Below are 13,754 nucleotides of genomic sequence, written 5' to 3' on the forward strand. Positions count from 1 at the left end.
AAACAAGATTAGGGTAATCAACATGGCAGTAGTCGGTTTATTCTATGGCAGCGATACAGGCAATACTGAAAGCGTTGCTAAAATGATTCAAAAACAATTGGGTGACAACCTCGTTGATATTCGCGACATCGCAAAAAGCACCAAAGAAGATATTGAAGCCTATGATTTTATTTTGATCGGCATTCCAACTTGGTATTACGGCGAAGCACAAGCAGACTGGGACGACTTTTTCCCTACGCTGGAAGAAATTGATTTTACAGATAAAATCGTCGGTATTTTCGGCTGCGGTGACCAAGAAGATTACGCAGAATACTTCTGCGATGCCATGGGCACCGTGCGCAATATCATCGAGCCTCATGGCGCAACCATTGTCGGCCACTGGCCAACTGAAGGATATCACTTTGAGGTTTCACAAGCCTTGATTGATGCTGAAACCTTTGTTGGGCTTTGCATTGACGAAGACCGTCAACCAGAGCTGACCGAACAACGGGTGGAAAAATGGTGCAAGCAGATTTTCGATGAAATGTATTTAGGTGAACTCATCTAACGATTATCATTTGCAATTAAAAGTTATTCCACATAAAATACGAGGGAAATATGTGGTCGCAATAAGGCAAAAGCCTTTATAGAGAGGATATATGTCTGAACAAAATATTCAATTACTCAAAAAAGCAGGACTAAAAGTCACTGAACCTAGGTTGAAAATTTTGGCGTTAATGCAATCGACTACCAACACAGAAATGCAGCACTTCTCAGCAGAAGATATCTATAAAATGTTGCTTGAAGAGGGGGAAGAAATTGGACTGGCCACGGTTTATCGTGTATTGAATCAATTCGATGAGGCCAATATTTTAACTCGCCACAATTTTGAAGGTAACAAATCGGTGTTTGAGCTTGCGCCTGTGAGCCACCATGATCACATCATTTGCACCGATTGCGGAAAAGTGATCGAATTCACAGATGATTTGATCGAAAAACGCCAACGTGAAATCAGCGAAAAATTTGGCATTGAGTTGGAAAATCACAGCTTATACCTTTATGGTAAGTGCAATAGTGCCAACAAATGTGATGATGGTAAAAAGTAAGTCATTAGTTGATATAAATTATTTGCTTTTATTGTCAAATCCCCCCAAAATAGGCTGCCTAATTTATTTAGGCAATAAAATAATTATTTTTAATTGCTTATTTTGGGATTTTTTATGTCTATTTTTCAACAAACTAACCCGAACCGCCGTCGTTATGGCGTCGCCATTTTAGTCGGCATCATTGCAGGGCTTATCTCTGCTTTCGTAAAATGGGGTGCTGAACACCCGTTTCCGCCACGCAGCCCTTTGGATCTGTTCACTGCTGCCTGTCAAGATCCATCACAAGCCTTAGAGGTATGTTCACGCGCATTTTTGAACCCGCCACACGTATTTTTGCGTGATTACTTGGGCATTGACCCAACAGGCGCGGCATTCACATTTGCAGATCAAGCCTTCAACTGGATTGGTGTCACACACATCACCTTCTCACTGGTCTTCGCGGTTGGTTATTGCTTGGTCGCTGAAGTCTTCCCGAAAATCAAATTCTGGCAAGGGATTGGTGCAGGACTTATCGCTGACATCTGTGTACATTACATTACTTTCCCACTGATGGGTCTTACTCCGCCAGTGTTAGACTGGCCGTGGTATGAGCACATCTCTGAATTGGTCGGACATATTTTCTGGTTCTGGACGATTGAAATCATCCGCCGTGACCTGCGTAACCGCATCACGCACCAACCAGACCCTGAAGTCCCATTAGATCAACCTTACCGTTAATGATAAAACCGCACTTTAAAAGTGCGGTTTCTTTTTTCAAGGCGTTTAATACCCGCTGTGGTAACACAACGTCGCCAGCTCCACGCCTAATCTGGCAATGGAAAAGCGTTGTTCATCACAGGCAGTGAAGAACGTCACGCCGTTATCGTGTTCATGAATATCACTGATATGTAACTGCGCGGCCAGCTCGCCCGTGCTCACGGGGGTGACTAGGGATTTTTCAGACACATTCACCAGCGTATTCGCTCGCCACTGAGCAATCAACGCATCTAATGCCAGTGGATAATCACTGAGCACGCTGATCTGCTGCGCCAAGCCATAGAAAACCGCACTTTGCACGGGGTGAATCACCAGATCAAGCTCACCTGGCAGCACTTTTTGAAATTGCTGCACCAAGCGCGCAGGGCTAAAGTGCGGTGCGCTAAACGGTGCAACATCAAACGCCAAACGCTTCTCGTCATCATCAAGCGGAATACCGTTGAGCAACTTCGCCGTTTGCCCTGCTAAGGTGCGCACCTGCTCTTCCCCCATATAGGAGGCGGGCAACAAGCTGGAGATAAACACGCGCGTGATCGCACTTTCCATCAGTGGCGCCACAGCAATCGCCAGCTGACTAATTTGCGCATCAGGCAAGCAAACTATATTATGGTTACGCAGTTGGCTTAACTGTTCATCATTCACGCTAGGCACCACCAGCGGCACATCATGCAAACTCGCAAACACACCCAGCAAATCAATCACCACACAACCGCTTTGCGCTGCTGCTTGAACAGCCTGCGCATGGCTAATATCTCCTGCAAAAAAGAGATAATGCACCTCGCTCCAATCAATTTCATCCATCGTTTTTTGCGCCACCGCACGGTTATGAAAACGCAGCCCTTGCTCATCACCAAAAGGCACAATTTCTACCGCATCGACATGCTCAAGTGGCAATGCACTCTCTTCAAGGGCATCGATGAGTTTTTCTGCCAGCGCAAATTCTGCGGCGATCACCGCTGTCATCATTTCCTGCATATTCTCTCCTGTGCAACCGCACGTTGACATTTTTATTGACATAGCCCGCTATTTTACGCAATTCTATACACTAAGTCTTAAAAATTTTGTGAAGGATTTATGACACCGGCTATTCAACTTTTGAAAAAACACGCCATCATGTTCACGCTCCACCCCTATGAGCATGACCCTAACAACACGCATTTCGGTGAGGAGGCTGCGCAAAAGCTCGGAGTAAGCCTTGCGCAAACCTTTAAAACCTTGATGGTGGCAGGCCCTGATAACAAGCCCATCGGCGTGATGGTGCTGCCCGTTTCCCATCAATTAAGCTTAAAAAAGGCCGCCAAAGCCCTTGGCGTTAAAAAACTGGAGCTTGCTCCTTTAGATATGGCGCAAAAATCGAGCGGCTATCTGGTTGGAGGAATCAGCCCGCTGGCGCAAAAAAAAGCGTTGCCAACGTGGATTGATGCCAGTGCCAAGCAGTGGGATAACATCTACATTTCAGGTGGCAAGCGTGGGCTTGATATCGCCCTGGCGCCAGCAGATCTCGCCACGCTTACACGCGGACAATTTGCTGATTTATTAGACGAAGCCTAACCTTAAAGTGCGGTCGGTTGACCTTGACGCAGCCGTTTAGCCAGCGCTTGGGCGAGCTGATGTTGGGCATGATCAGCCAGCTCACGTCGTGTTTGATCATCGCTTTCAAGGGCAGGGAAAAAATGCAGCTCCACTACCGCACTTTGCTGTTTTGCCAATGCTTTAAGTGATTGCAATAAACTGATATCGCCATAATAGGCCATCGTCGAGTTACAGCGTGTACCCGTGTGATCGGGGTAAAAAATTAACAGGGGGCAGATGCTAACATTGGCATCGATCGCCGCTTGAAAAAAACTGCTTTTAAACCCCAACACCTGCGCGCCGTCGCTCGACGTTCCTTCAGGGAAAAGAGTGACTTGCTCACCGAAACGCAGCGCCTGTGCCACGCCTTGCACTTTACCTTGCGTCGTATTACTGCCACGCTGACGTGAAATAAACACTGTTTGCGCTTGCGCCGCCAGATAGCCAATCATTGGCCATTTACGCACATCTTCTTTGGCAATAAATCGCCCTGGCAAGACAGCATTCAGCGCAAAAATATCCAGCCACGAAACATGATTGGCCACAATTAGACGACCCTTTTCAGGGCAAAGCTCAGGCAAATTGTAAGCCACCACGCGGATGTTGAAAATCGCCAGTACGTTTTGCGACCAGCGCTGAATGCGCGCTAATTTTTGTGCAGGTGTGCTGCGAGGAAAGAAAATCACAATTTGCAGCATCCCACTGACAAGGTAATAAAACACCTTGAATAAACGATAAAGAACGGTTAACTGCTGCATGCTTAAGCTCGGCTTAAATGTTTGAAATAGCGATCATCTAGGCGATCAATCGTCATCAAAATCAATACATCCGCCGTATTGAAATCAGGGTCAAAGGTTGGCTCACCGCAAATGTAAGCACCCGCGCGCACATAACCCTTAATTAACGGTGGAGTTGACACAGCCAAATGGCTATCAAATTGGCTCAAATCAATTGGATTGCGTGGGAACACGCGCCATTTTTCAGGGCAAAGGTAATTTTTAGCTAATTTACGATACAAACTGGCCACAACATCACCACCATTGTGCATGCTCATGCTGCCGCAACCAATCATATATTTTAACTGATTTTCTTGCATAAACTTCACCAAGCCTGACCATAACATCAGCATCACCGCACCTGTACGATAATCCTTATGCACGCATGCCCGCCCTAGTTCCACTGTGTCTGGAAGGAGCGGCTCAATATTACGCAAATCAAACTCAGTTTGGCTATACCACTGCCCTAATGCGTTCGCACCACGGGCAGTCAAAAGACGATAGCACCCCACCACATCGTCTGTTCGTTCATCCACTGCAATCAAATGCTGGCAAAACGCATCATATTGGTCAACATCTCGTCCATCTACACTATGCACCTTCGCCCCCATCTCCTGCGCAAACACCGTATAACGTAATCGCTGTGCTTGTTCAATTTCAGATTGTGTGTTGGCTAATCTTACGACAATAGCGTGCTCATGTTTTTCAGATGTCAGATCGTGCTCCAACATAGCGTTCCTTTATCTCTCGCTTTGATTGCTAAAGGCTAATAATAACATCGTTCGCTACGAGTGAAAACTATTAATCAATCCCATCCCGAACGCACGACTGCACAATATCGTATGCTTTAAATAGTAAATAAAATAAATCAATTCATTTTTAGTGTAATATTATGAAAAATCAGTCTGTTATCCTCATTCGCATCTTGCAATGCACACCTTTCGGGGTAAACTCAAAGGGTAATTTGTTTTGCAAATTACAATTTACCTTTTCTGTTTTCCCCAGCGTTAGGCTGGGGCTTTTTTCACTTGCGCACGATTTCATATTGACACGGTGGCATAAATTGTTATGTTAATCGCTTGAATTTAATATGTGAGAACAGCGATGACAACACTCAAACCCCAACAGCAATTTTCCACCTTCTTTTTTGCAATGGCGGTCTTTTTCTTAGCGTTAAATTTACGCCCTGCGATCATTGCGATGGGGCCTGTGGTTGATATTGTACAACGCAGTCTTAACACCAGCGCTACGATGATGGGCGTGGTGGGCACGTTGCCCGTCTTGGCATTTGCCATTTTTTCACCTTTTGTCGCCCGCCTTGCTAAGCGCTTTGGTGCGGAGAATGTCATCATTATGGGCATGATTGGAATTGCCCTCGGTTGTGCGCTGCGCTCGGCGTTCAATAATATCTGGACGGTCCTGCTCGGCACTTTTGTGTTTTGTGGCGGCATTGCGATGGGCAATGTGCTGCTTTCATCGATGATCCGCCGCTACCGCCCACGCTATGTCGAACGCCTAACCGCACTTCAAATGCTCTCATTCAGCGTTGGCTCAGCCGTGGCGTCAAGTATCTCGGTGCCACTTGCTGATGCCTTTAGCTGGCAGCTGTCTCTTGGGTTGTGGGGCGTAGTGGTCATTCCTGGTATCATCATTTGGTGGCGCTTGCGGCAGAAAGTGAGCACGCCTCACGCTGAAAAGCCACACCTCAATACCCCTGCTTGGCAAGGCAATATTTGGAAAAGCCCGCTTGCATGGAAAATTAGTATTTACATGGGCTTACAGTCGATGATGTTTTATACTATGGCAAACTGGTTGCCTTCACTGATCGCCGCTCGTGGCTTTACTTCTGTGGAGGCTGGAAACTACAGCACGATTTTCCAATTTATCGCCTTTCCAACCGCACTTTTACTCGCACCGCTGGCAGAAAAGGTCAACATTCGCCTACTAATCACGGGCGCGTGCTTGTTTACTTTGGCGGGCTTTTTGCTGCTATGTTTTGCAAGCGTGCAATGGATGTGGCTAGCAACCGCACTTTTAGGCATTGGCGGATGCGCCAGTTTCACTCTATGCTTAATGTTATTCGCCCTAAAAGCAGAAAGTGCGGCGCATTCCGCGGCACTTTCTGGCATGGCACAAACGGTTGGCTATTTAATCGCTTCTTTCGGGCCAATTGGTGTGGGGTATCTTTATCAGTTACACAACGATTGGGCGCTGCCAATATACGCCATTATCGGCGCATTACTATTACAATTTATCGCTTCGTTGATCGTCGGGCAGGAGTCGCACACAGCTTAAAATCAGATTGAACTTTTTGATATAAGCACGTTCTAATAAACACATTTCACTCAATAAGGAAACAGGATGAAATTCAATCTTAAAACCACAGCTGTTGCTGTATTCACTGCCGCCTCCGTGTTCGCATTCACCCCTATTGCTAATGCAGCGCCGAGCCACACAAGCGTAAACGTGCACTTCAAAAAAGGCGCTTATGCCGCCACCTACAAGGGTGTGATTAAAGGCTCACAATACAATAGTTACTTTTTCAAAGCCCAAAAAGGACAAAAATTAACCGTGACTGTCAACACGAAAGAGAACGCCGAAGCGGTACTTTACGGCTACGATAATTTTATGGAGGGCGAAGCCTACACATTGCCAAAAAGCGGCAAATATGAAGTGCGAGTATTACAACCTCGTGCAATGGCACGACGCGGCAAAACCTCACACTACAACGTGACCATCAACATCAAATAACCCACAAAAAAGCTGAGTTCATCATCACTCAGCTTTTTAGTTTATCCGCCATTTTTAATGGTTTCCAATGCTTCCCAGCGCTCAAGTGCGCGTTCAAGTTCTTGCTCTTTCGATGCCAATAATGACAAGGCCGCACTGGTGGTTTGGTGATCTTGATTGAAAAAGCTCGGATCGCTAACCGCACTTTGTAATTCCTCAATTTCGTGCTCAAGCCCCTCAAGCCGTTGTGGCAGCTCGTCAAGCTCACGTTGTTCTTTGAAACTTAATTTGCGCGTGCGTTCTGTGGCTTTTTGCTTCGGCTTTGCTTGAGTTGTAACCGCACTTTGTGTTGTCTCAATACGTTGTTGGCGACTGAATGCGTTATCTTGCTGCTGTTTGGCATCATAATATCCCCCAACATACGGGGCAATCACGCCATCCCCTTCAAAGAAATAACACTCCGTTGCCGTATTATCAATAAATTGCCGATCGTGGCTGACGATAATCAATGTGCCTTGATATTGACTTAAAATATCTTCCAACAGCTCCAACGTTTCCACATCCAAATCATTGGTTGGCTCATCGAGAATCAGCAAATTGTTCGGCTTGAGTAAGAGTTTAGCCAGCAATAACCGATTGCGCTCTCCGCCAGACAGCGCTTTAACAGGGCTCATCGCCCGTTTAGGCGGGAAAAGGAAATCTTGCAGATAACCCAACACATGGCGCTTAACGCCATTGACTTCCACATCTTGCTTGCCATCTGCCACGTTATCCATCACCGTTTTTTCAACATCCAGCGCTGCACGGTGTTGATCAAAATAGGCAATTTCCAATTTTGTGCCTGACCGCACTTTGCCATTCGTTGGCTGCAACTGCCCAAGCAACAACTTGATAAAGGTCGTTTTGCCGCACCCATTCGGTCCTACCAACGCAATTTTATCACCACGCATCAAGGTTGCCGAGAAATCCTTAATCAACGTTCGCCCGTCCACGCAATAGCTGACATTGTCAAGCTCAAACACAATTTTGCCTGAGCGTGCGCTTTGATCGAGCTGAATATTGACATTGCCCAGCACTTCACGCCGCTCACGGCGCGCTTGGCGCAATGCCTTCAATGCACGCACACGCCCTTCATTACGCGTGCGCCGCGCCTTGATGCCTTGACGAATCCACACTTCTTCTTGCGCGAGGTGCTTATCAAACAGCGCATTCTGTTGCGCTTCGATGCGCAAATCGTCTTCTTTTGCCTGCAAATAATGATCATAATCACCTGGGTAAGAGGTCAGCTTGCCACGATCGAGATCCACAATGCGGGTGGCCATTTTGCGGATAAATGCCCTATCGTGAGAGATAAAGACAATGCTGCCCGCAAATTCCAACAAGAACTGTTCAAGATAGCTGATCGAGGCAATATCAAGGTGGTTCGTTGGCTCGTCAAGCAGCAAAATATCAGGATTGCTCACCAATGCCCGCGCCAACGCGGCCCGCCGTTGCCAGCCACCCGAAAGACTTGAAAGTGCGGTATCAGGTTTAAGCTCAAGGCGTTGCAGCACATCATTGATGCGATTTTCAAATTGCCAGCCGTTGACATGGTCAAGTTCAGCCTGCACATCCGCTAATTGCGCCATCAACTCATCACTGCACTGCTGTGCCATCTGCTGCAACAGCGTATGATGCTTTTTCAATAACTGGGCAACATCGGCAATGCCTTCTGCCACATACTCAAACACACTGCCTTGCACATCGCGTGGCGGATCCTGCGGCAAGCGCGAAACCACAACCGCACTTTCACATTGCAACTGCCCATCGTCAAGTGCGGTTTCGCCAGCTAAGACTTTCATCAACGTGGATTTACCTGCGCCATTACGCCCCACCAAACACACGCACTCACCCGCGTCTATGTGCAAATCGGTATGGTCAAGCAATGGTGCGTCACTGTATGCCAAATAGGCATGGGTTAAACTTAAAAGAGCCACAAAAATCCTTATTCTTTTGTTATCTCATTGATTACCAATGGCTTATCAAACACATTCACGCCACCTTTTACGCCGAAATCAAGTGTTGTGACATTATACGCAATGGAAATATTTTCTTGCTCAAAGCGCTTTTTCAGCGCCATAATAACCGCACTTTGTGCGTTTAAATAATCATTATAGTGCGAAAATTTAATCCAAAACCGCACTTCAAAATTATAAGTCGAACTGCCAATCTCGGTGAAATAAAAATCAGCTTGTTGTGAATCGACAGTGCATGGCAGCGCTCTCACCACCTCCAATGCCACCGCTTTCACATGCTCAAGATCATCACCATAAGACACGCCGCTTGAAAGTACCACTTTTAGACGATCTTGCGCGGAATAATTAATAAAAACACCGTTATAAATCAGCTGATTAGGCACATACACCAATTTGCCCTGCAAGCTCTTCAAGCTCACCGACACCAGCCCAATTTGCTCCACCACACCAAGATAATTCTCAATTTTAACCCAGTGCCCAACATCAAAAGGGCGTTGCGTTTTTATCAATGCACCCGCAAACGCATTGGAAGCGATGTCTTTAAAGGCAAAGCCTGCGATAATGCCCACAATCCCTGCGCCAGCTAAAAGATGGGTAATAAAGGTTGTCAGGTTTAAAATGTCCAGCGCCAAAATTATGCCTGAAAAACACATAAACACAAATACCAACAGCGACACCAACGCCCCCATGCGCTGCGCTTGTGGAAAAAGGCGCTCATAGGCTTTCAGACTGGCCTTGCGTAAAACACGCGCAAGAAAATAAAACAGCACCAGTACAATCGTGGCAGCAAGCACATTTGGCAACATCGCCAACAACCACGCCTGCCACCCCTCAATAGTGTGCTCAACCACCGAAATAGGTTTATCTGATTGTATCATCTGTGTTGAATATCCTATCATTGAATATTAGTATCCGATCCAGTTGATTCCTTACTAATACAACCTTCAACAGACTCTTCAATCTTCTCTTGTTCTTGACCTAGGTTTTTCTTTTCTTTTGTTTCAGACTCAACTTTTGCTTTTGCTTTTGCTTCAGCTTCGGCTCTGGCTTCAGCTTCTACCTGTTCCAAGCACTCTTGGTATTGTTGAATAATATCTTCATCAAACGGCTGAGCATGTTTCTTATTATTACGAGGGTCAAGCTCGGTCGCAATAGCTGTTGTTGCCGCTGGCATTACGACGTATTCACTAAGCTCTTCTTCAGGCACTGATTTTTGGCTCAGAGTGTAGAGTACGAGAATCAGCGAGCAAATCGCATAAAAGCTATAAAAACCAAAGTCCACAAATTGTGACATCACCACCCCGAGTAATGGTGGGGCAATCAATGCACCTGTGCCATACGCAAACAATAAACTGCGGCTGACTTCAACAGTGCTCATTTCTTTTGGAATGACGTCATTGGCGCGCGCGATGCTGAGCGCATACAACGTAAATAAGCTGGCACCAAGCAAAAACGCAACACCATATTGTAGCCACAGGTTATCTGAACTATAAAAAATCGCAACAATGCCGAGTGCTGCACTTATCGTGGCCAATAATGAGCAAACCAAAATGGCGTTGCGGCGGCCATAACGGTCAGAAAGACTAGCGATCGGTATCTGAGTAACAAAGCCACCGACCATGGCAACCATTAAGTAAATGGATATTTGCTGCACACTAAATTTTAAGTTCAACAGAAATACCGAGGCCATGGTATAAAAACCATTAACCAATAACCCGCCAATAAAACTCGCAACTAAGGCAAGAGGAGCAATCATTAATACACGCGGCACACTAATGCGGTCGCGTGGTGGTAGCTGTGGCTCTTTTATACGGGTAAGCGACACGGGAAGCATCGACATCACCACAAACATTGCAGCAAGAATAAAAATATTACTACTGCTTAATTTCAACGATAACAAGGCAATACCTAAGGTAAAAGAAAGGTAAAAGACTAAATTATAATTTGCCAATACTTTGCCACGCGTGCTAACTGTGGTCTTTTCACTGAACCAGCTTTCAATAATCATCAATAAACTGTAATAACAAAAACCAAGTAATATCCGTAATATGCCCCACACCCAAAGATTTTCTAACATGATATGCCCGAGGGCGGAGATGGAAAATAATGCACCAAATACACTAAACGAGCGAATATGCCCCACACTTGATACAATACGATGCGCGGCGACCGCACTTGAGGCCGCACCAACAAAAAATGCCGCATTGAGAATACCAATGGTGATCTCACCCACGCCCATTTCTGCTAATTCAACCCCAGCGGAGTTTAGAAAAAGACCATATCCTGCAAATAAAAGAAAAACGCTCGCAAAGAGAGAGTAAAATTTAGTTGATGTTGGCATAGCTAGACTCATTTTATTGTCATAAAGAAGGCTCACACTGTGAGCCTTAAAATAGTAAAGTGTATAACGCATATGTGCAATGACTAATTGCAATTAATGCGCTCTTGCAGAAATTATAACTTACGCACATCACTGGCTTGTTGTAGAAGTAGGCGACTTTCTTTTAAAAATCGCTCAGAATATTCTCCAAACCAAGTATTTACCGCATTGAATTTATCAATGAAAGCTTGCTTATCGTTCTGCTCAAACAGGCTTAGCGTGTCTTTAAAACATTGCTGCAAGGACGCTATCACAGCAAGGTTTTCTGGTTTATCCATAATAATATCCGCATACAATGCGCCATCTTGTGCGAAGAGTCGCCCAATCATTGCCAATTCTAAGCGATAAATCGGCGACGACAACGCCAATAGCTGCGCCAATTCCACAGGCTGCTGAGAAAGATGTAAGCCATTCACAAACGTAGAAAAGTGGCGCAACGCTTGCACATAAGTCATATTTTTATCGTGTGACTGCGCATCCGTGTGATAAATCACCGCCCCCCACATTTGCATTTGTTCTAAAAGCCACGCATACTGCTGTGGCTCGCGCCCTTGACAGCACACCACCACCTGTTTTGCAAAACTTGGAATATCAGGTCCAAACATCGGATGCAGCCCCACCACAGCGCCGCGGTGTACTTCAAGCATTTTTGCCAATGGGCGTGCTTTGACTGACGTAAGATCCAACAACAGCATTTCTTCACGCAAGTGCGGTCGTAGTTTTTCAAGTACCGCGAGCGTATCGTGAATTGGCACACTGACAATAACAACATCGGCGTCTTGTAAAATGCTGTCAGCCTTTGCCCAATCATCACGTTCAAGGCTTTCACAGTGATAGCCCGAAAGGCGGAGATAACGTGCAAATAAACCACCGAGTTTACCACCACCGCCGACAATAACGATTTTTCTGATCTCAGGGTTAACACATTTAAAGCCTGTTTTATGTTCATTTTGATAAGACTCTCGCATCACGCGGCGTAGAATATCTTCAATCAAATCGGGCGACACACCAAGCTCTTCAGCCTCTTGCCGACGTTCAGCCAACATTTGCGCCTCGCGTTCAGGCACGTAAACAGGCAAGCCATGTTGATGCTTAACTTGCCCGACTTGCTCTACTAATGCTAAGCGTTGAGAGAGCAGAGAAAGCAATGTTTTATCAATGCGATCGATTTCATCGCGCAGCAGCTTTAAAGGCTCCATAAATCCTCTTATAAAGTGCGGTTAGCCAGTTTTTGATGTAGCGATTTTAGCAGGCTTTCTGTAGTTTCCCAATCAATGCAAGCATCTGTGATCGACACGCCATAGCGCAGCTGCTCAACTGGCACATCAGCAGACTGATTGCCCGCATGCAGATTACTTTCAATCATTAAACCTGTAATGGATTGATTACCCTGACAAATTTGCTCAACCACACTTTCTGCCACAAGGGCTTGACGGGTATAATCTTTGTTGGAATTGCCGTGGCTACAATCAATCATAATGGATTGCTCAAGCCCCGCGTTTGCCAAAATTTGTTCACATTGTTGTACAAAGTGCGGTTCAAAATTTGGTGTTTTACCGCCGCGCAAGATCACATGCCCATCATGGTTGCCTGCCGTTTGCAATAAGCTCACCTGCCCTTTTTGATTGATACCGATAAAGCGGTGGCCTTGAGAAGCGGCTTTGAGCGCATTCACCGCAACATCTAACCCACCATCAGTGCCGTTTTTAAAGCCCACCGCCATCGACAAACCCGACGCCATTTCACGGTGCGTTTGCGACTCTGTCGTGCGCGCGCCGATTGCCGACCAGCTAAACAGCTCCGCCATATATTGTGGCGAAATAGGATCCAGCGCTTCAGTCGCCAGCGGCAAACCCATTTTAATGATGTCTAATAATAATTTCCGTGCGATGTAAAGCCCGTGTTCCACATCGAAGCTGCCATCTAAGTGCGGATCGTTAATCAACCCTTTCCAGCCCACTGTCGTGCGTGGCTTTTCAAAATACACCCGCATCACAATGTACAGCGTATCCTTCACTTCATCTGCGAGCGCCTTAAGCCGCTTAGCATACTCAAGCGCCGCTTTCGGATCATGAATAGAGCACGGCCCAATCACCACCAACAAGCGTTTATCACGCTTATGAATGATATCGGCAATTTCACAGCGGGTGGTGGCAATAAAGCGTTTTTCATCTTCACTCAAGGGCAGCTGGGCTTTTAGCTCGTGTGGCGTGATCAGGATTTTTTCATCGTTAATGTTGACATTGTGTAGCACGTCTTTATTCAATACAGCATTCATGGAGGTTACCTTTTACTTTTTGTAAATTTATTTTTACGATTAATGTAATTTATTCGTTACAATACTACATATTGCCTATTTTCGCAAGGGCGCAATCTATTTTAACCGCACTTTTATCACAAATCAGTCGCTGGGCAAAATGGAGGCTTGCAAAGCCTTAGC

14 protein-coding genes are annotated in these 13,754 nt (G+C 45.9%); 6 read left to right on the plus strand and 8 right to left on the minus strand.

Features of this window, described 5'->3' with window-relative positions; translation table 11 throughout:
* Positions 1-22: 22 nt before the first annotated feature.
* From fldA to HPC38_RS00505, 3 genes are all read left to right on the plus strand, one after another.
* The gene (gene fldA / locus HPC38_RS00495) at positions 23-547 is read left to right on the plus strand and encodes a flavodoxin FldA (RefSeq protein ID WP_208119324.1); all 525 of its coding nucleotides are present in this window, start codon (positions 23-25) and stop codon (positions 545-547) included.
* A gap of 91 nt (positions 548-638) precedes the next feature.
* Positions 639-1,085, plus strand: coding sequence for a ferric iron uptake transcriptional regulator (fur, locus tag HPC38_RS00500; RefSeq protein ID WP_208119325.1), 447 nt, complete (start codon positions 639-641; stop codon positions 1,083-1,085).
* A 114-nt stretch (positions 1,086-1,199) separates the two neighbouring features.
* Positions 1,200-1,802, plus strand: a complete 603-nt coding sequence (locus tag HPC38_RS00505; protein WP_208119326.1) for a YagU family protein — start codon at positions 1,200-1,202, stop codon at positions 1,800-1,802.
* A gap of 45 nt (positions 1,803-1,847) precedes the next feature.
* Here HPC38_RS00505 and HPC38_RS00510 read toward each other — a convergent pair whose 3' ends face one another.
* Entirely contained in the window at positions 1,848-2,816 is a 969-nt protein-coding gene (locus HPC38_RS00510) for an oxidoreductase (RefSeq protein ID WP_208119327.1), read from the minus strand.
* A 99-nt stretch (positions 2,817-2,915) separates the two neighbouring features.
* Here HPC38_RS00510 and ybaK point away from each other — a divergent pair, with 99 nt between their 5' ends.
* Positions 2,916-3,392: a Cys-tRNA(Pro) deacylase gene (gene ybaK, locus HPC38_RS00515; protein WP_208119328.1), complete on the plus strand. Its 477-nt coding sequence runs from the start codon at positions 2,916-2,918 to the stop codon at positions 3,390-3,392.
* 2 nt (positions 3,393-3,394) lie between these two features.
* Here the strand turns inward: ybaK and HPC38_RS00520 are convergent, their stop codons facing one another.
* Both HPC38_RS00520 and HPC38_RS00525 read right to left on the minus strand, forming a co-directional pair.
* Positions 3,395-4,171: a lysophospholipid acyltransferase family protein gene (locus tag HPC38_RS00520; protein ID WP_208119329.1), complete on the minus strand. Its 777-nt coding sequence runs from the start codon at positions 4,169-4,171 to the stop codon at positions 3,395-3,397.
* A 2-nt stretch (positions 4,172-4,173) separates the two neighbouring features.
* Positions 4,174-4,920, minus strand: coding sequence for a GNAT family N-acetyltransferase (locus HPC38_RS00525; RefSeq protein WP_208119330.1), 747 nt, complete (start codon positions 4,918-4,920; stop codon positions 4,174-4,176).
* Positions 4,921-5,293: 373 nt separating this feature from the next.
* On the opposite strand from HPC38_RS00525, the gene HPC38_RS00530 reads away from it, so the two are divergent.
* The gene (locus tag HPC38_RS00530; RefSeq protein WP_208119331.1) at positions 5,294-6,484 is read left to right on the plus strand and encodes a CynX/NimT family MFS transporter; all 1,191 of its coding nucleotides are present in this window, start codon (positions 5,294-5,296) and stop codon (positions 6,482-6,484) included.
* Between the two features lie 66 nt (positions 6,485-6,550).
* Positions 6,551-6,940 carry a hypothetical protein gene (locus HPC38_RS00535; protein WP_208119332.1) on the plus strand — a complete coding sequence of 130 codons (390 nt, stop codon included), beginning with the start codon at positions 6,551-6,553 and terminating at the stop codon, positions 6,938-6,940.
* A 41-nt stretch (positions 6,941-6,981) separates the two neighbouring features.
* Here the strand turns inward: HPC38_RS00535 and HPC38_RS00540 are convergent, their stop codons facing one another.
* From HPC38_RS00540 to HPC38_RS00560, 5 genes are all read right to left on the minus strand, one after another.
* Positions 6,982-8,895, minus strand: coding sequence for an ABC transporter ATP-binding protein (locus HPC38_RS00540; RefSeq protein ID WP_208119333.1), 1,914 nt, complete (start codon positions 8,893-8,895; stop codon positions 6,982-6,984).
* Between the two features lie 8 nt (positions 8,896-8,903).
* Positions 8,904-9,812: a mechanosensitive ion channel family protein gene (locus tag HPC38_RS00545; protein ID WP_208119334.1), complete on the minus strand. Its 909-nt coding sequence runs from the start codon at positions 9,810-9,812 to the stop codon at positions 8,904-8,906.
* A 17-nt stretch (positions 9,813-9,829) separates the two neighbouring features.
* Entirely contained in the window at positions 9,830-11,287 is a 1,458-nt protein-coding gene (locus HPC38_RS00550) for an MFS transporter (protein WP_408021830.1), read from the minus strand.
* Positions 11,288-11,388: 101 nt separating this feature from the next.
* Positions 11,389-12,513, minus strand: coding sequence for a bifunctional chorismate mutase/prephenate dehydrogenase (gene tyrA / locus HPC38_RS00555; protein ID WP_208119335.1), 1,125 nt, complete (start codon positions 12,511-12,513; stop codon positions 11,389-11,391).
* 8 nt (positions 12,514-12,521) lie between these two features.
* Positions 12,522-13,592 (minus strand): 3-deoxy-7-phosphoheptulonate synthase, encoded by a 1,071-nt coding sequence (locus HPC38_RS00560; RefSeq protein ID WP_208119336.1) that lies wholly within the window; start codon positions 13,590-13,592, stop codon positions 12,522-12,524.
* Positions 13,593-13,754 lie beyond the last annotated feature (162 nt).

Origin of the sequence: Spirabiliibacterium pneumoniae, assembly GCF_014884995.1 — a bacterium.
Lineage (GTDB): Bacteria > Pseudomonadota > Gammaproteobacteria > Enterobacterales > Pasteurellaceae > Spirabiliibacterium > Spirabiliibacterium pneumoniae.